This is a genomic window from Polaromonas sp. P2_G11 (genome assembly GCF_056403595.1).
Map to the genome: position 1 here is coordinate 1,140,322 of NZ_JBFUFE010000001.1, position 12,816 is coordinate 1,153,137.

Below are 12,816 nucleotides of genomic sequence, written 5' to 3' on the forward strand. Positions count from 1 at the left end.
GTCGTTCAGGTGTTGGAGGCGTTCAATGTGGGGGCGTAGTATTTGTCCCAGAGCACATTGCGCAAGCGGAACTGCGGATCGAGCTTGCGTTTCAGGGCGAACAGCTCTTTGGCCCGCGGATAGGCGGCGTGGAACTGCTCCGCCGTTGCATGCGGCTGGTAGGGCAGGTAGTAGCTGCCGCCGACACTGATGGCCGCATCAATCAGCTCGCGCGTCCAGACCGACACGCGGTTGATGGCGTTGTCCCGGGTGCGCTGCTTGTAATAGAGGACAAACGCAAAGGTCTCACCCCGGGCCCAGGCCAGCAGGGTGCCGGGGTCGGGCCGCGCATGCCGCACCGACACATTAAGCGCATTGACGCGATAGCGCTGCAGGATTTCCGCCATGATCGGCACGAAGTCGTCAAACCGCTCCACCGGAATGAAGTATTCCTGCAACACATAGGTTGTGTGCTTGCGCGAAGCCGGCTCAAGCTCCGCCACGTCGTAACCCGCCTCGAAGTTGCGCCAGTGCACCTTGCGGAAAAGATAAAGGAGGGGATCGATCAGGTATTCGCGCCGCCATTTCCCCAAGGGGGTTTCGGTCACGGCCCACACAAAGTAGCGGTTCACAGGGTAGGTTTCACCGCCTTGCTGTAAACGCCTTGGCTCGGTCGTGGCTTCGTCAGTACGCGCCCAGGTGACAGAACGCACCTTGCGGTAATGCGGCGGGTACAGGTCGGCATTGTGGAAAACAGCATCCTGAAAATACCTGACCTTGGCCTTGAAGTGGCTGATGTATTCGGCCGCACTCATCTTGCGGGCCAGTCGCTTGACCTTGGTGTTGTCCGCCAGGTCCAGCTCGGCCTCAACGATCACGGCCACACCGCCGTAGCCGCCGATCACGGCGTAAAAGAGTTCCGCATTGACGGAAGGCGAAGCATCCTGCACGCTGCCGTCGGCCAGCACCACCCGGATCTCCCGCACCGACATCACCACTGCGCCCAGGCCCATGTAGCGACCGTGACAGTTGACGCTCAGCGCGCCGCCCACCGTGAAATTGGCATAGGTCTGCATGATCTTCACAGCGAGGTTGTGCGGATCAACAAATCGCTGGATGTCGCACCAGCGAATGCCAGCCTGCACGCGTATGGTTTTCTCCATCGGCGAGAAGCGGATGATCTGGTTGAGCTCACGCATGTCCAGGTGCAGGCTGCCGGGGCTGGCGGTCTGCCCGCCCATGCTGAAATGCCCGCCGCCCACCGACAGCGGGCCATCGGTACGGCGCACGGCATCGCACACCTCGTCCACGGTTTTGGGTTTGCTGATGGCCCAGACGGCAACCGGGTTGAGGCCGGTCACATCGTTCACGATCAAAGTGTTGTTGTGCATGTTGTGGTCCCGCGTCATCCTCTACCGCACCACCAGATAGTCGCCGCGCGGCGCCAACGGGTCGGGGCCCCAGCGATTGTCTTGCGGCAGGCCGCGCCTGAAGGCCAGTTGCCACGCCAGCCACAACGCGCCGGCCACCGGCACCAGGACCAGCAGCAGCCACCAACCCGAACGGTTGCGGTCATGCAGGCGCCGGATGCATAGCAATATCAGCGCCGCCAGTACCGGACCATTGATGAGCCAGGCCAGCACCACCGAAGGCGCCGGCCCTGCGGCTGCCCAGGCCAGGTACAAAACCATCCACGCGATGAGGCCATGCAGCCAGAAGCCACCGCGAGAAAGCCTGCCGCCAGCTTTAAAAAATTGAAGCGCAGTCATGTCTTGTCCTGTCCCAGAAGTTGTTCCACCTTCGCCCTCAGATCCAAAGGCTCCACTTTGTCCGCAGCAATTGGCATGCCTACATTCAGGCCCACCCGGTTGAAGAGCCCGCGCCGAAAGGGTCTGGTCATGGCAACTCCTTTTTCGGCGCGGCTGAAAAAGGAGCCCCATAAGTCGGTCAGCGCCATCGGCACCACATTGACCTGCACACCATCACGCCGGGCATTCTCCAGAATCTTCATGACGCCGCCTTTGAACTCCTGCAGTTCGCCATTTTTTGTAATGCCGCCCTCGGGAAATATTGCGAGCAGGTCACCATCACGCAGCACCTTGGCGGCGGCCTCGAAAGCCGCCTCGTACAACGCCGGGTCTTCCGTGCGCGGTGCAATCGGGATCGCCTTGGCCAGCCGGAACAGCCAGCCCAGAACCGGCATTTTGAAGATGCGGTGGTCCATCACAAAGTAGATGGGACGCGGGCTGGCGGCCATCAGCAGCACCGGGTCGACAAAGCTGACATGGTTGCAGGTCAGCACGGCAGCGCCGGTAGCAGGGATGTTGTCGTCACCGGTGATCTTGAAGCGGTAGACCAGGCGCGAGGCGATCAGGGCGATGAAACGCAGCAGGTACTCAGGCACCAGCATGAAGATGTAGAACGCCACCACCGCATTGGCCAATCCAACGAACAGGAAGATTTGCGGAATACTGAACCCGGCCTTGAGCAGCGCGCCGGCCAGGATAGCGCTGACGATCATGAACAGCGCATTGAGAATGTTGTTGGCCGCGATGATGCGCGCCCGGTGCGTGGACTGGCTGCGCAGCTGGATCAGCGCGTACATCGGCACGCTGTAGAGGCCGGCAAAGAGGCTGAGCCAGGCCAGGTCGATCATTACGCGCCAATGCACAGGCTGCGACATGAAGGCGCCCAGGGTCATAACGGGCGCTGACGGCAAGCCGCGCGAGGCGAAGTAAAGGTCAACCGCAAACACGCTCATGCCGATGGCTCCCACAGGAACCAGCCCTATCTCGACGTGGCGTTTGCTGAGCACTTCGCAGAGCAGCGATCCGGTCGCGATGCCGATGGAAAACACCACCAGCAGCAAAGACGCCACCTGCTCGTTACCGTGCAGCACCTCTTTGGCAAAACTCGGAAACTGGCTCAGGAATACCGCGCCAAAAAACCACATCCAGCTGATACCCAGCATGGAGCGGAATACCACCAGGTTGCCGTTGGCAAGCTTGAGGTTGCGCCAGGTTTCTGTCACCGGGTTCCAATTGATTTTCAGGCCTGGGTCAGTCGCTGGCGTCAGCGGAATAAACTGCGAGACAAGCCGGCCAACCAGTGCGAGGCCGATGCATGCAATGGCCACATAGTCCGGCCCGACCTGGGGTACGGCCACCATGAGCCCACCCACCACCTGGCCCAGCAAAATGGCCACGAAGGTGCCCATCTCGACCATGCCGTTGCCGCCGGTCAGCTCGCGCTCGTTGAGCGCCTGCGGCAGGTAGGCAAATTTGACCGGGCCGAATATCGTGGAATGCAGCCCCATCAAAAACGTGCAACCCAAAAGCACGGGCACCTGGACATTGGCATTGCTGCTCATGAAGCCGACCGCAGCGATCAGCATGATCACCACTTCCAGGTTCTTGACAAAGCGGATCACGCGCGTCTTCTCGAACTTGTCGGTGAGCTGCCCGCTGGTGGCCGAGAACAGCAGAAAGGGCAGGATGAACAGAGCGCCAATGGCCAGCCCCGCCAGCGCGGGAGGCAGCCAGCTCACGCTGAGCTGGTAGGTCACCATCACGGTGAAGGCAAACTTGAAAAGGTTGTCGTTGGCCGCCCCTGAAAACTGCGTCCAGAAGAAAGGGGCGAAGCGGCGCTGCTTGAGGAGCGCGAACTGGTTCGGATGCTCGTGAACGGGGGGTGGCGACACCGCGGCGGCCATATCAACAGGCATGCTTGACTCCTCTTTTCAGTTGTTGTGCGGCAGACTGTGGCGGGATGGCCTGCCTGCTCTGTTTTTGAATGCTGCTGTGGATTCTGCCTTGAATTTTCGGGCGTCCAGAAGCGCCGCAACGACGGGCCAGGCAGCACAACTGGCCACCACGTGCTTCAGGGTGTGGCCCGAAACCAGCTGACCCGTCCATTCGAACACCGCGTGGTCACCCAGCTCGAGCAGCTTGGCCAGCGCATAAATGGCCACCACCAGCATCCAGCGGATGGGCAACACCCGCCCTGCCAGCGTGGGCCGCAAACAGGCGACGCCGACAATCAGCAACATGCCACCGAGTTGCAAAACGGCCCAGGGCAGCACATTGCCCGTGTGCGACCAAAGATGCACGGACAACGGTCCGAGAACGAGGACTGCTGCAGCAACCGCTACACCGGCACGGGTGCTGACGGCCTGCATGGTGCCAAGCCCGAGCAAGCCTGCGAAGGCAAACACCATGCCGCCCCGATCCCAGACCAGCCCGGCATCTCCCGGCTGCAGATGGTAGGCTGCAGAAACCATGGAGGTGAGGGCCAAGCCGGCAAAGAACAGCCCTGCGAAACCTGCGGCGGCGGCGCTGAGCGCCCGCGCCTTCACGGCACGCACAAGGGCCCAGGCACCCGCCATGCCCCACAGCATGAACGGCAGGTTGCTGAGGACGTCCATCGCATGCGGCAACCATCCCCAGGCTCGTTGGTCGGCGAAGTCGTGATAGTGCAAAGGCTGCGCCACCGACGGCCCCAGCAATGCCGCCGCCAGCATCGCAAGCAACACGCCGGCGAGCGCGCATTCGCGGCGGCAGGCCGGGGCTTTCCAGCCCGATACCTTCATCTGCGCAAACCAGGAAGGCGGCGGCACAACACGGCGGTGGGCGGTTTTCAGGCTGATTGGCATGGGGCAGCTCCTGTGTGAATGAAGCTGCACTGTGCAGGCCAAGCGCCGGAAGAAGCACCGGAATTAGAACCAGTTCTTACTATTCATCCCGAAAGTACCGATAATCGATACTCATGAGCACTACCGCAGATCTTGTCATCGTCCTCAAAAAGGAACTCAAGGCGGCGCGCATGACGTACGCCGACCTGGCCGTCAAACTCGGCATGGCCGAGTCAAGCGTCAAGCGCATGCTGGCCAGGGGCGATATGCCCCTCTCGCGTATCGACGCGATCTGCCGCGCGCTCAAGCTGGACTTTGCCGACCTGGCCAGGCGCATCGCCGACACCCAGCCCCTGCTGGCGGAGCTGACCGAAGCACAGGAAAAAGCCGTGGTGGCCGACAAGAAGCTGTTGCTGGCCGCCATCTGCGTGCTGTCGCAATGGACGCTGGAGCAAATCACCACCAGTTACCGGCTGACCGAAGCCGAGTGCATCAAATACCTCGCGCAACTGGACCGCATCGGCATCATCGAGCTCAAGCCGCTGAACCGCTACCGGCTCAAGCTCGCCAAGACCTTCCGCTGGCGACCGCACGGGCCGGTCATGGACTACTTCCGCGAAAACGCCCTGCTTGACTATTTTTCCGGTGGATTTGACGGCAATGGCGAAGGCCTGCTGCTGGTGCACGGCTCCATCAGCCGCGGCCTGGCGCCTTCGTTCCTGGAGCGCATGCAGCGGGTGGCGCAAGACTTTGCCCAACAGCACCAGACCGACCAGAAGCTGGGCGACAAGGACCGCGAAGGATTCACCTTGCTGCTGGCCATGCGGAGCTGGGAGTTCGAGGCCTTCGCTGCACTTCGTAGGTAACACCCCCGTTCAGACTCACTTCGTGTAGTCTGCTCCCCCCTCAAGGGGGCGACCCCTGCGGCCCGGCAAAGCCGGTTCCGCGGGGCCTGCTGGTACTCCCTTGTTGGCATACTCGACATATTGCATGCAATTACATTAGCCAACTAAGTAAATTTGATGTTTACTGGTATTATTCAGCTGATTACGGCTTGCTCGGCTATTTTGTGCATGCAATTCCGACGAAATCACGATGAAACCCATCTCCACCTACGTTGGCCTGCCCATCCCGGTTGCGGCCAATCTGACCGACACCAAATACTTCTTCCAGGCGCTGGACAACTTCTCGCGCGTGATGGCGATACGTCCCGGTGACCGGGTGCTGATGCTGGCCGACCCTCTGCTGGACCCGCGCGTGATCGACGCCGTGATCGGCATTGCCAAGTCACGCGGCGCCGAGGTGCGCATTTACATGGAGCCGAGCACGCAGGTGACCGCCGTGCCTGAAGAAGTGCATGCCATGCTGAAGAAGGCCACTTTTGTGGTGTCTACCTGGTTCTGCTCCATCCTCGACCCTTTGTGCATCAACCTGCGCCGCACCGGCCAGCGTTGGGTCAAGATCACCTACTTTCGCAACCTGGATCTGCTGCACACGCCGCAAGCGCGCTTTCCGGTCGATCTCATCGGTGAGATCATCCGCCAAACGGCCAGCCGTTACCCGACCGAAGGCGATTTCGACCTGCGCTTCACCGATCCGCGGGGCAGCGACTTCCGCATCAGCTTCACGCAGGCGATGCGCGCCAACCAGTTGGCCACCAACCGCTGGCGCGGCCAGATGACGGCCGAGGAAGACGGCTGTTATGTGCACTACCTGCCGACACACGGCCCCAATCTGTGGGACCACAACTCGGTCAAGAATGATTTCAAGGCCGTGGTGCCCATGGCGGGCGTGCTTTACCCGCAATGGGCGGTCGGTTTTGCCAAACCGTTCGAGGAAAAAATCGCCGTCCATTTTGAAGGCGACACAATTTCATCGGTTGAGGGAATTTCAGAAGAAGCGGTGATCCTGCGCGAGATGCTGGTCGGTGGCCGCATGATCGAAGGCGGCGGCTGCGGCTTCAACCCCAAGGCGCCGCGCCACACCGTGTACCCGGCCGGCTCAAACTCTCCCGGAGCGCTGCACTTCGGCATCGACCTGGCGCAACCCAGCCACTACATACGCCGTGTCATGCCTAACTGGGAAGAGCCGCCCGTGCACATGGACCTCATCACGCTGGACAGCACCGTGACTGCAGGGGGCTGCACCCTGATCAAGGACGGTTTTTTGTGCGCACTGCGCGACCCGTCAGTGGTGGCGCTGGCAGCGCGCTATGGCGACCCTGTCGAATTGCTGGAAGCTCAGGTTTTATAGCTCCCCACGGCCTCTTCAAGCGGGGGCCGCGGTCCGGCTTTGCCGGCCGCGAGGCGCCCGTCCCCTGGAAGGGGAAAAGGCGCTACACGCAGTGAGCGTCCGATAGGGGTAAACCTAGGCAGGTGACGTAAACACCGTCAGCACGCCGGTGTAGCCGTACAGATGGTGACGGGCGATCTCACCGCCGGCGAAAAAACCAACCAGCGGCACATCGCCCAGGGCCCGCCGCACGATCTGCAGTTCGGCACTGGGCGCGCCGAAGTGCGGGCCGCCACGGCCGGAGCAACTGACGTACACCGCGCCCGCAATGCGCCGGGCCGCATGCGGCGTGGCTTCGGCCTCTGACGCGCTCAAGGCGCTGGCAACTTCCAGCGTGACTTCTTCCGGTTCCAGCTCTTCACGAATCTCGGCGCACACACGCACCAGGTCGGCGCGCGCGGCTTCCATGTTGCGTTCGCAGAAAGCCAGCTTCATGCCCACGACGGGCACCTCCGCGATGGCAATCCCCTTGCGCGCCGGATCCAGCCCGATCAGGTGGCGCACCAGCACCTCTGCGCCAAACTGGCCGTGCCGGCCGGCGCCGTCATGGGGAATGTCTGCCGGGCGGCTCAAGCCGACAAGCGTGGTCCGCACTTTGGCCAAGGCCTCCCGCGGCTCATCAAGCGACACGTCCAGGTCTGCCAGCATCACCTCCAGTGCCGGCTGTCCATCGAGCTCGGTCACCACATTGGACTCGCAGGCCGTGATCTCATGATGCGCAGACACCGGCCGGCACCCTTGGGTAATGCGTGACATCAGTGCCGCGCCCTGGCCAAAAGCCACACCGCTGAGGCCCCCGGTGAAGACACCGCCGGCCGCGCCCTGCCCCTTGACATTGCCATGCCCGCTGAGGGAAAACTGCACCGTACTGGAGCGGCTGGAGGCCAGGCCGCCAAACACATAGCCGCTGCCGGTGCGCTGTGCCATTTCGTCGATCAGTTCGGCAACGTCGGGCGTTCCGGCGTCCGCATGCACCAGCGCCGTATGCGCCTTGAACCTTCCCTGGCTGGCCGGGGGCAAGGGCGACACCCCGGAGAACACACGGTACTGGTCATGCGGAAGCTCGCAGAGCATGACCGTGAGCGCCGGCTCGTCAAAGTACTCGACGTTGTTGGAGGCGATACCCACACCCACCGTGCCGCTCCAGTCGGTGATGTCGGGCAATTCGGCGCTCAGATGGTCAAGAATATCCTGCGCGTGTGCCGCATAGTGATCGGTGATGTAGAGCAGCGCCAGCGTGGGCGATTTGGCGTAGCCGGGCAATGCGAGGTAGGCGCGCAGCTGCGCCAGCACAAGGCCTGCCGCCATCTGCCATTGCGGATGGGTGGCGTGGCCGTAGGGAAAAAGCTTCATGGGGTCCTGGTGAAATTCAGTGAAAAGTCGGCCTGTATCAACGCGTGGTTTTGCGTGCGGTTTTAGTTGCAGCCTTGCGCGCTGGCGCCTTGGCCTTGGGTTTCGTTTTGGTGGCAGTTTTGCCGGCGGCCGGTGTAGGCCATGCCTGGCTGCTGCGCAGGGCCGTGTTCATGGCCGCGCGTGCGCCGCCGGCCACGGTTTTACCGGCGGACTCCGCCATGTTGCGGGCCATGCCCGTTGCCATGCCGGTGGCGGTCTTCATCGCGTCCTTGGCAAGGCCGGTCGCCAGGCTTTTGGTGGTGTCCATGGCCGTTTTTTTGGCGGCATCCTTCATGGCATCTGCCGCAATCGTCTGGAACTGCTGGGTCAGCGCGCCCCACCACTGCATCGGGTCCACCACGCCGGCCGGCTGCGCGCCGGCCTTGGCCGCGCCGGGTGCCTTGGCCTTGGATGTGGCGGCCGGCTTGTCCGCGCCAAAGCTCGTTGGCGGGACCTCCAGCCCCGAAAACGTGCGGGCCTTGTCGGCCACACGCTGCACGCCACCGGCCACGCTGTCGGCCACCTTGAGCTTGAAGGCATTGGCCACATCGCCCATGTTGAAGTTCATGCCTTTGAGGGTAGCCAGCGTCATCTTCTGCACCTCCAGCGCCTGGATGGTCGCCTTGAGCGCCGTGGCGTTCTGGTCAAGCCAGAACTGGACAGCCTTGAGTTCATCGATGCGCTTGTCGAGTTCTTCAACATTCAGCGTGGGCGCTACCCAGTTGCCCAGGTTGGGCAACTGCGGAATGCTTTGTGTGGCGCTGCCTGCCGCCTGTTTGGCCAGGTTCTGCAAAAAGTCAAAGCCGGGCACCAGCTTGCCGAAACCGGGGAAAGAAGGGTTGTCCGCGTCACTCATGAATGTCTCCTGGCAGGTTGTGCACGATTTGCATCGGGCGGCTGGATGATCCAGCGCACGCCTTCATTGTGCAACGCCGCAGCAGCGCGTCAACCGCTTTTTGTGTTTTCAGCAGGCAAACACCAGGGTCGAACCGGTATTGATACGGATTCAAGCAAGAAACACCCACAGACCTTTACCGACAAGCGCAAATCGCTATCTATTTCATAGCATTCATCGGCAGGCATGGCGCCATGCCTGTTGCCGGCCGGGCTGCAAAAGCGTCTCTTTCGGGCAATGCCCTGATAAGCTTGCACCATGAAAAGCCTCTTTCACTTTGCCTTCAATGTCAGAGACCTCAACGTGGCCCGCCAGTTTTATGGCGGGGTCCTGGGATGCGCGGAAGGCCGCTCGGCCCCTACCTGGGTCGACTACGACTTTTTCGGCCACCAGCTGTCGCTCCACCTGGGCGAACCGTTCAAGACAGAGCGCACCGGCCATGTTGGCGACAAGCTTGTTCCCATGCCGCATTTCGGCCTGGTGCTTGCCCTGGCCGACTGGCAGGCCCTGGCGCAGCGCCTGCAAGCGGCCCGCATGGAGTTTGTGCTGGAGCCGCAAGTGCGCTTTGCAGGAGAAGCCGGCGAGCAATGGACCATGTTTTTCTGCGACCCCTTCGGCAACCCCATCGAGATCAAGGGTTTCCAATCACTTGAAGCCCTTTATTCGGCTAACACGGCCCGACATATCTGACATACATATGGCCTATACCTTTGCTTCCGCCACGGTGTTGCTGCTGCTGATCACCGATCCGTTCGGCAATATTCCGATTTTTGTCAACGCCCTGAAGGGTGTGGCGCCGGAGCGGCGCATGCGCGTCATCCTGCGTGAGGTGCTGATCGCGTTTTTGCTGCTGCTGGCCTTCATGTTTGTCGGCGACGGCTTCCTGCGCCTGATGAACCTCAGCGATTTGTCGCTGCAGATTGCCGGCGCGGTGGTCATGTTCCTGATCGCGCTGCGCATGATTTTCCCGTCGGACCAGCCCGAGGCCGCGCCGCTGCAGGGCGAGCCGCTGATTGTGCCGCTGGCGATTCCCGCGCTGGCCGGCCCCTCGGCGCTGGCCACGGTCATGTTGCTGGTGTCCCAGGCGCCGGCGCGGCGGCTTGAATGGATCGCGGCGCTGTGCGTGACCATGGCGGTGTGCGCCGTGGTGCTGGTGCTGTCCGAGCGAATCCAGCGGGTGGCAGGCGACCGCGTGATGATGGCCTTCGAGCGCCTGATGGGCCTCATCCTCGTGGCGATTTCGGTCGAGATGCTCCTGCGCGGCATACGGCTGTTCATCAGCCAAACCGGGGCTGCTGCATGAAAAAATCCGTGCAACGCCTCGTCCTCCTTTGTGCCTGCGCATTGGCCTCGCCGTGGGCACATGCGGTGCAAGACTGCGAAATCAACGGTGAAAGCGTCAACCCCAACAATGGCAACACCACGGCCGGCAAAACCGGCATCATGCGCTGCAAGGACCGGGACACAGGCCAGCTGATGCGCGAACAGGAGCTGCAGGGCGGCAAGTTCATGGGTTTGATGCGCTACTACCAGAACGGCAAGCTACAGCGGGAATACGGCGAAAACGAGCGCGGCAACCGCCATGGCCGCGCGCGTGAATTCGCACCGGACGGCCAGGTGCTGCGCGACTCCATCTACGACAACGGCACCGAGGCCGGCCTGGCGCGCAGCTTTCACACCAATGGGCAGTTGCGGCGCATCGTGTTTTACGGGCCGCGCGCAGGCGGCAGCATCGAGCAGGCCTATGCCGAATTCAATGACCGCGGCCAGCTCCAGGCCTTGCGCTGCGGCGACAAGCCTTTGCTGGCAGCGCCGGCCGAGGACGCCCGTTGGTGCGGTTTTTCGGGCGGCGCCTCAAAGATCGAACTCTTCAGCAGCAAAGGCGTGCTGAACGGCACCAGCAGTTACCTGGCCGGAAAACGCATTCGCCATGAAACGCTGGGCGAGAGTGGCAAGCCGGATTACCTGGACGAGGTATCGGGCAACATTCGCACTGAACGCTATTTCAACAACGCCGGCGTCAAGCGGCGCGAAGTCCAGTGGCTGCTGGAAACCAACCCGTCAAAAACCTCGTTCAAGGAACGCGAGCAGGAGTTCGCCGACAGCGGCGCCCTGACGCGCGACAGGCGCTGGTCGGCCGGCAAGCCGGTCAGCGACCAGACTTACTACCTGAACGGCCAGCCGCGCAGCAAAACCGAGTACGGCGGCGAAGGCGACACCGCCTGGCTGCAGACTACCGACTTCTTCGACAGCGGGAAAATCGCCGCCACCGGCCGCTACACAGCCTCCAACCGCTACCGGCAACTGCCCCAGGGTACGCACCAGCGCTTTAACGAAGCCGGCAGGCTGGTGGCCGAATCGAGCTACGACGAGCGCGGCCGCATCACGCGCGAGAGAACCTGGGACGACGAGGGCAAGCCATCACGTGACGACGCCGTGTTCGAAGACGGCTCACGCAAGGCTTATTCAAGATAACACCCCCGTCCAGGCTCACTGCGTGTAGCCTGTTCCCCCCTCGAGGGGGCGGCGCCTGCGGCCCGGCGAAGCCGGTTCCGCGGCCCCTGCTGGTTTTATTCGGGGTAGCTCAGACGTTCTCGACAATTTTTTGGTCGATGGCGCCAAATACTGAGAGCCCATCCTTGCCCTTGGCTTCAATGCGGATGGTGTCGCCGAACTTCATGAACTCGGTTTTGGGCCTGCCATCCTCGATGGTTTCGATGGCGCGCTTTTCAGCGATGCAGCTGTAGCCGTGGCTCCAGTCCTTGTTGCTGACGGTGCCTGAACCGATGATGCTGCCGGCACGGACATTGCGGGTCTTGCAGATATGGGCGATCAGCTGGCCGAAACTGAATGTCATCTCGGGGCCGGCTTCGCACATAGCGACCTTGCGGCCGTTCCAGGTGCTTTGCAGGGTCATGTGCAGGCGGCCCTTGTCCCAGGCGTCGCCCACTTCGTCCAGCGTCACTGCCACCGGGCTGAAAGCGGTTGCCGGTTTGCTCTGGAAGAAACCGAAACCCTTGGCCAGTTCATCGGGGATCAGGTTGCGCAAGGACACGTCGTTGGCCAGCATCAGCAGGCGCACGCCTTCCAGCGCCTGTTCGGGGGTGGCGCGCATGGGCACATCGCCGGTGATCACGGCGATCTCGGCCTCGAAGTCAATGCCGAACTCCTCGCTCGCCACCACCACATCGTCGCAGGGTCCAATGAAATCGTCGCTGCCGCCCTGGTACATCAGTGGGTTGGTGTAAAAACTTTCCGGCACCTCGGCGTTGCGCGCCTTTCGCACCAGTTCCACGTGGTTGATATAGGCCGAGCCGTCGGCCCACTGGTAGGCGCGCGGCAGCGGTGCCATGCAGCGCGATGGCTCAAACGGAAAAGCGTGCCTCGCCTTTCCCTGGTTCAATGTTTCGTACAAGTCCTGCAACTGCGGCGACATGAAGTTCCAGTCGTCCAGCACCTGCTGCAATTTGCCCGCGATGCCCGTCGCATAATGGGCTGTTGAAAGATCGCGCGACACCACGACCAGCTGGCCGTCGCGTGAAGAGTCTTTGTAAGTGGCAAGTTTCATCAATATCCTGATTGGTGGCTGTCGGCTTTCGCAGAAGGCCTGATTGTGCCGTGGCCGGCG

General features: G+C 62.1%; 12 protein-coding genes. 5 read left to right on the forward strand and 7 right to left on the reverse strand.

What is annotated here, in order from left to right; genetic code table 11:
* Positions 1–5 precede the first annotated feature (5 nt).
* Genes AC1DWQ_RS05545 through AC1DWQ_RS05560 form a run of 4 tightly spaced genes read right to left on the reverse strand, consistent with a single transcriptional unit; the run spans position 6 to position 4,630 of the window.
* Positions 6–1,370 (reverse strand): FAD-binding oxidoreductase, encoded by a 1,365-nt coding sequence (locus AC1DWQ_RS05545; RefSeq protein ID WP_477668724.1) that lies wholly within the window; start codon positions 1,368–1,370, stop codon positions 6–8.
* Between the two features lie 21 nt (positions 1,371–1,391).
* Positions 1,392–1,748 (reverse strand): DUF805 domain-containing protein, encoded by a 357-nt coding sequence (locus AC1DWQ_RS05550; protein ID WP_477668725.1) that lies wholly within the window; start codon positions 1,746–1,748, stop codon positions 1,392–1,394.
* Positions 1,745–3,703, reverse strand: a complete 1,959-nt coding sequence (locus AC1DWQ_RS05555) for an MFS transporter (RefSeq protein WP_477668726.1) — start codon at positions 3,701–3,703, stop codon at positions 1,745–1,747. The genes AC1DWQ_RS05550 and AC1DWQ_RS05555 overlap by 4 nt, the downstream gene beginning before the upstream one ends.
* Positions 3,704–3,718: 15 nt before the next feature.
* On the reverse strand, positions 3,719–4,630 hold the full coding sequence (locus AC1DWQ_RS05560) for a hypothetical protein (RefSeq protein ID WP_477668727.1): 912 nt from the start codon (positions 4,628–4,630) through the stop codon (positions 3,719–3,721).
* 113 nt (positions 4,631–4,743) lie between these two features.
* On the opposite strand from AC1DWQ_RS05560, the gene AC1DWQ_RS05565 reads away from it, so the two are divergent.
* The gene (locus AC1DWQ_RS05565; RefSeq protein WP_477668728.1) at positions 4,744–5,475 is read left to right on the forward strand and encodes a helix-turn-helix domain-containing protein; all 732 of its coding nucleotides are present in this window, start codon (positions 4,744–4,746) and stop codon (positions 5,473–5,475) included.
* A 229-nt stretch (positions 5,476–5,704) separates the two neighbouring features.
* Positions 5,705–6,862, forward strand: a complete 1,158-nt coding sequence (locus tag AC1DWQ_RS05570) for a hypothetical protein (protein ID WP_477668729.1) — start codon at positions 5,705–5,707, stop codon at positions 6,860–6,862.
* A gap of 114 nt (positions 6,863–6,976) precedes the next feature.
* On the opposite strand, the gene AC1DWQ_RS05575 is transcribed toward AC1DWQ_RS05570, so the two are convergent.
* Positions 6,977–8,254 (reverse strand): FIST signal transduction protein, encoded by a 1,278-nt coding sequence (locus AC1DWQ_RS05575; protein ID WP_477668730.1) that lies wholly within the window; start codon positions 8,252–8,254, stop codon positions 6,977–6,979.
* A gap of 37 nt (positions 8,255–8,291) precedes the next feature.
* A complete protein-coding gene (locus tag AC1DWQ_RS05580; RefSeq protein WP_477668731.1) occupies positions 8,292–9,149 on the reverse strand; it encodes a PhaM family polyhydroxyalkanoate granule multifunctional regulatory protein in 858 nt (285 codons plus the stop codon).
* A 297-nt stretch (positions 9,150–9,446) separates the two neighbouring features.
* Here AC1DWQ_RS05580 and AC1DWQ_RS05585 point away from each other — a divergent pair, with 297 nt between their 5' ends.
* Genes AC1DWQ_RS05585 through AC1DWQ_RS05595 form a run of 3 tightly spaced genes read left to right on the forward strand, consistent with a single transcriptional unit; the run spans position 9,447 to position 11,663 of the window.
* Positions 9,447–9,878 (forward strand): VOC family protein, encoded by a 432-nt coding sequence (locus tag AC1DWQ_RS05585; protein WP_477668732.1) that lies wholly within the window; start codon positions 9,447–9,449, stop codon positions 9,876–9,878.
* Positions 9,879–9,885: 7 nt separating this feature from the next.
* Positions 9,886–10,491, forward strand: coding sequence for a MarC family protein (locus AC1DWQ_RS05590; RefSeq protein WP_477668733.1), 606 nt, complete (start codon positions 9,886–9,888; stop codon positions 10,489–10,491).
* An 8-nt stretch (positions 10,492–10,499) separates the two neighbouring features.
* Complete coding sequence (locus tag AC1DWQ_RS05595) at positions 10,500–11,663, forward strand: toxin-antitoxin system YwqK family antitoxin (protein WP_477668734.1); 1,164 nt, start codon at positions 10,500–10,502, stop codon at positions 11,661–11,663.
* A gap of 109 nt (positions 11,664–11,772) precedes the next feature.
* On the opposite strand, the gene AC1DWQ_RS05600 is transcribed toward AC1DWQ_RS05595, so the two are convergent.
* Positions 11,773–12,756, reverse strand: coding sequence for a fumarylacetoacetate hydrolase family protein (locus AC1DWQ_RS05600; RefSeq protein ID WP_477668735.1), 984 nt, complete (start codon positions 12,754–12,756; stop codon positions 11,773–11,775).
* Between the last annotated feature and the right edge of the window lie 60 nt (positions 12,757–12,816).

Coding starts and splice junctions, on each gene's coding strand:
- AC1DWQ_RS05600 (WP_477668735.1), bottom strand. CDS start 12,756: ATGAAACTTGCCACTTACAAAGACTCTTCACGCGACGGCCAGCTGGTC.
- AC1DWQ_RS05565 (WP_477668728.1), top strand. CDS start 4,744: ATGAGCACTACCGCAGATCTTGTCATCGTCCTCAAAAAGGAACTCAAG.
- AC1DWQ_RS05585 (WP_477668732.1), top strand. CDS start 9,447: ATGAAAAGCCTCTTTCACTTTGCCTTCAATGTCAGAGACCTCAACGTG.
- AC1DWQ_RS05570 (WP_477668729.1), top strand. CDS start 5,705: ATGAAACCCATCTCCACCTACGTTGGCCTGCCCATCCCGGTTGCGGCC.
- AC1DWQ_RS05590 (WP_477668733.1), top strand. CDS start 9,886: ATGGCCTATACCTTTGCTTCCGCCACGGTGTTGCTGCTGCTGATCACC.
- AC1DWQ_RS05575 (WP_477668730.1), bottom strand. CDS start 8,254: ATGAAGCTTTTTCCCTACGGCCACGCCACCCATCCGCAATGGCAGATG.
- AC1DWQ_RS05560 (WP_477668727.1), bottom strand. CDS start 4,630: ATGCCAATCAGCCTGAAAACCGCCCACCGCCGTGTTGTGCCGCCGCCT.
- AC1DWQ_RS05550 (WP_477668725.1), bottom strand. CDS start 1,748: ATGACTGCGCTTCAATTTTTTAAAGCTGGCGGCAGGCTTTCTCGCGGT.
- AC1DWQ_RS05545 (WP_477668724.1), bottom strand. CDS start 1,370: ATGCACAACAACACTTTGATCGTGAACGATGTGACCGGCCTCAACCCG.
- AC1DWQ_RS05555 (WP_477668726.1), bottom strand. CDS start 3,703: ATGCCTGTTGATATGGCCGCCGCGGTGTCGCCACCCCCCGTTCACGAG.
- AC1DWQ_RS05580 (WP_477668731.1), bottom strand. CDS start 9,149: ATGAGTGACGCGGACAACCCTTCTTTCCCCGGTTTCGGCAAGCTGGTG.